The sequence below is a fragment of the Streptomyces fuscigenes genome (assembly GCF_021556455.1).
Classification (GTDB): Bacteria; Actinomycetota; Actinomycetes; order Streptomycetales; family Streptomycetaceae; genus Streptomyces; species Streptomyces fuscigenes.
In genome coordinates, this window is the sequence record NZ_JAKGCV010000459.1 from 1 (window position 1) to 4242 (window position 4242).

At 76.0% G+C, this 4242-nt stretch carries 3 protein-coding genes; all 3 read left to right on the plus strand.

What is annotated here, in order from left to right:
• Positions 1 to 799 (plus strand): Cgl0159 family (beta/alpha)8-fold protein (locus L1885_RS24545; protein WP_235799354.1); only part of this gene is annotated, 799 nt, incomplete at its 5' end.
• A gap of 441 nt (positions 800 to 1240) precedes the next feature.
• Positions 1241 to 2296, plus strand: coding sequence for a 5-deoxy-glucuronate isomerase (iolB, locus tag L1885_RS24550; protein WP_235799356.1), 1056 nt, complete (start codon positions 1241 to 1243; stop codon positions 2294 to 2296).
• Positions 2296 to 4194 (plus strand): 3D-(3,5/4)-trihydroxycyclohexane-1,2-dione acylhydrolase (decyclizing), encoded by a 1899-nt coding sequence (gene iolD / locus L1885_RS24555; protein WP_235799355.1) that lies wholly within the window; start codon positions 2296 to 2298, stop codon positions 4192 to 4194. Before iolB ends, iolD begins: the two co-directional genes overlap by 1 nt.
• Positions 4195 to 4242 lie beyond the last annotated feature (48 nt).

The window sequence follows — 4242 nt, forward strand, 5'->3', positions numbered from 1 at the left end:
GCTGCTCGGCACGGCCGGCCGCCTGATGATCGTGGCCGCCGACCATCCCGCGCGCGGGGCGCTCGGCGTCGGTGGCGACCCGCTCGCCATGGCCCGCCGCGGCGACCTGCTGGCGCGGCTGCGCCTCGCCCTGTCGCGGCCGGGCGTGGACGGCGTCCTCGGCACGGCCGACGTCCTGGAGGACCTCCTGCTGCTCGGTGCGCTGGAGAACAAGGTCGTCGTGGGCTCCATGAACCGCGGGGGCCTCGCGGGCGCCTCGTTCGAACTGGACGACCGCTTCACCGGCTACCGGGCCGAGGACCTGGCCACGGCCGGGTTCGACGCGGGCAAGCTGCTCCTGCGGATCGACTACGCCGACGAGGGCGGCGGGTCCGTCTCCACGCTCCTGTCCGCCGCGCGCGCCGTGGACGCGATGGCCGCGCGCGGGCTGCCCGTGTTCGTGGAGCCGTTCATCTGCCGCAGGGACGAGCGTGGTCTGCTGCGCAGCGACCTGAGCGCCGCGGCCGTCACCCGGTCGATCGCCATCGCGTCCGGCCTCGGCGGGACCTCCGCGTACACCTGGCTCAAGGTGCCGGTGACGGACGAACCGGATGCCATGGCACGGGTCATGGAGGCGTCGTCGCTGCCCGCCGTGCTGCTCGGCGGGGACATCGGCGACGACCAGGAGGGCACGTACGAGAAGTGGCGGAGCGCGCTGCGGCTGCCGACGGTGCAGGGCCTCGTCGTGGGGCGCTCGCTCCTGTACCCGCCGGACGGCGACGTCGTGAAGGCGGTGGACACGGCCGTGGGGCTGCTCTGAGGACGCGCGGCGAGCCGCCGGGCGCGGGCTAGGAACGGTACGGGCGCGGGCAGGGGCAGGGCTTCCGGACGCGGGGCGGGCTGCGTACGCGTACGTCCGCGGTGCGGGGCCGAAGGGGGTACGCGCAGGGCTGCGGGTAGGAGCACGGCGGGACCCGCCGGCGGGCGGGGACGGGCAGGGGTACGGCGGGCCACGCCGACGCGAACAGCACGCGGCGGCGGCCCGGTCGGCGACCGGCGTACGGCGGAGCGGGGTAGGGAGAGACGTATGGCGACACCAGCACGGCGACACGGCCCGGCCGCGGAGGGCCGCACCGGGGACCCCGGCCGCGGCCCGCACGACGGTCCGGCCGCCGACGGGCATGCCCCCGGCCGCTCCGCCGTGGACGCCCCCGCCCCGGGCGAACACGCCGTGGGCGCCCCCGCCCGGGGCGAACACGCCGTGGGCGCCGGGCCCCGCCCCCACGGGGCTCAGGCAGCCCGCCGCCACCACGTGCGCGCCGGCGAGAGCGCCGCCGGTCCCTACGCGCTCGACATCGGACCCGAGCGCGCGGGCTGGACGTACTGCTCGCTGCGCGTCCTCGACCTGCCGCCCGGAGGCAGCCATGCCTTCGGCACGGGGGGCAGCGAGTGGATCGTGCTGCCGCTGTCGGGCGGGTGCACGGTGACCGTGGACGGCGAGAGCTTCGCGCTGCACGGCCGCGACAGCGTCTTTCGCGGAGTCTCCGACTTCGCGTACCTCCCGCGTGACGGCCACGCCCAGATCGCCTCCGGTGCGGGGGGCCGGTTCGCTTTGGCAGGAGCGAAATGCGAGCGACGACTCCCCGCTCGCTACGGCCCCGCGCCGGAGGTTCCCGTGGAACTGCGGGGCGCCGGCATGTGCTCGCGCCAGGTCAACAACTTCGCCGCGGCGGACGCGTTCGCCTGCGACCGGCTCATCGCGGTGGAAGTGCTGACACCGGGCGGCAACTGGTCCTCGTACCCGCCGCACAAGCACGACGAGCACCGGCCCGGCGCCGAGTCCGTGCTGGAGGAGATCTACTACTTCGAGATCGACGGGCGCGACGGGACCGGCGCCGCCGGGAGCGCCGCGAGCGGCGCCGACGACGGGGTCGCCTACCACCGCGTCTCCCCGTCGCGTCCCGGCGGCACCGACGTCCTCGCCGAGGTGCGCAGCGGCGACACGGTCCTGATCCCCGACGGCTGGCACGGGCCGTCGATCGCCTCGCCGGGGCGCAGCCTGTACTACCTGAACGTGATGGCGGGGCCCGGCGAGGAGCGGGCCTGGCTCATCAGCGACCATCCCGACCACCGCTGGGTGCGCGACGGCTGGCCGGCCGAGGCCGTCGACCCCCGCCTGCCGCTGTACACCGCGGCCCCCCGCCCGGCCGCCGCGACCGGCGCACCGGACGGGAGCGCCCCGGGCGGATCGGCCTCCTCCGGGGCGGCCCGCTCCGCCGCTGCCGACGACGACGGCCCGGACCGAGAGGACTCCTGATGGGCAGTGCGACACGGCGGATGACCGTCGCCCAGGCGCTGATCACGTTCCTGACGCACCAGTACACCGAACGGGACGGCGAACGCCGTCGGCTGATCGACGCCGTGTGGGGCATCTTCGGCCACGGCAACGTCGCGGGCGTCGGCCAGGCGCTGGTGGAGGCGGACGGTGCCATGCGGTACGTGCAGGGGCGCAACGAACAGGCCATGGTGCACGCGGCCGTCGGCTACGCCCGCCAGAGCGGCCGGCTGTCCGCCCAGGCCGTCACCACGTCCATCGGGCCGGGCGCCACCAACCTCGTCACCGGCGCCGCGCTCGCCACCGTCAACCGGCTGCCCGTGCTGCTGCTGCCCGGCGACACCTTCGCCACCCGGCCCGCCGACCCGGTGCTCCAGCAGCTCGAAGTACGCGCGGCGGGAGACGTGAGCGTCAACGACGCGCTGCGACCCGTCTCCGCGTACTTCGACCGGGTCGCGCGGCCCGAGGCGCTCGTCCCGGCGGCCCTGTCCGCGATGCGGGTCCTGACCGACCCCGCCGAGACCGGCGCGGTCACGCTCGCGCTGCCGCAGGACGTCCAGGCCGAGGCGTACGACTGGCCCGAGGAGTTCTTCGCGGAGCGGGTGTGGCGGGTGCGCCGGCAGGCCCCGGACTCCGCCGAACTCGACGACGCCGTCCGGCTCGTGCGCGCCGCGCGGCGCCCGCTGCTCGTGGCCGGGGGCGGGGTGCACCACAGCCGCGCCGAGGAGGCGCTGGCCGCGTTCGCGGAGGCGACCGGCATCCCCGTCGCCTCCACCCAGGCGGGCAAGGGATCGCTCGCGCACGACCACCCCTGCGACGTGGGCGGCATCGGGCACACCGGCACGGCGACGGCCGACGGCCTGGCGCGCGCGGCCGACCTCGTGATCGGGGTCGGCACCCGCTGGTCGGACTTCTCGACGGCCTCCTCGACACTGTTCGCCGATCCCGCCGTCCGCTTCCTCAATCTCAACGTGACGGGCTTCGACGCCCACAAGCTCGCCGCGCACCCGCTGGTCGGCGACGCGCGCACCGCTCTGGAGGGCCTGGCCGAACGCCTCGCGGACCACCGCGTCGATGCGGCGTACGCGGACGGATACCGCGCCGCGAAGGAGCGCTGGGAGGCGCGGGTCACCGCGGCCTTCGCCGCGCCCGACGAGTCCGCGCGCCCCACCCAGGGCCAGGTGGTGGGCGCCCTCGACGCGCTGGTGACGGCCGAGGACGTCGTGATCAACGCGGCCGGTTCGCTCCCGGGCGACCTCCACAAGCTGTGGCGGGCCCGCTCCCGGGACCAGTACCACGTCGAGTACGGCTACTCGTGCATGGGCTACGAGATCCCCGCGGCCATCGGCGTGCTGATGGCGGACCCCCGACGTCCCGTCTGGGCGCTCGTCGGCGACGGCACGTACCTGATGAATCCCACCGAGATCGTCACGGCCGTGCAGGAACGGCTGCCGCTGAAGATGGTCGTCCTGCAAAACCACGGCTACGCCTCGATCGGCGGCCTCTCGCGGTCCGTCGGCTCGGAGGGCTACGGCACCGCGTACCGCTTCCGCTCCGGCGCGGCGGCCGGCGCGCCGGGCGGCCCGTACACGGGCGATCCGCTCCCGGTCGACCTGGCCGCGAACGCCGCGTCCCTCGGGATGCGGGTGCTGCGCGCGAAGACCGTGCGCGACCTGCGCGAGGCGCTCGCCGTCGCGAGGGCCGCCGAGGCCCCCACATGTGTCTACGTGGAGACCGAAACGCCCGACACTGTGTCCGCCGTCCCGGCAGCCCAGGCGTGGTGGGATGTACCGGTCGCCGAGACGGCGGGCCGCCGGGCCGCGGTCGAGGCGCGCGAGGTGTACGACAGGAACCGGGCCGCCCGGCGCCGCCACCTGTGAGCGGCGCGCGCACGGGCGGACGTGCCCCGGCGGCCGCGCCCGCCGTCC

What these genes read in the sequence shown, in the direction of transcription:
- iolD (WP_235799355.1), top strand. Translation starts at nt 2,296, where the DNA reads ATGGGCAGTGCGACACGGCGGATGACCGTCGCCCAGGCGCTGATCACG.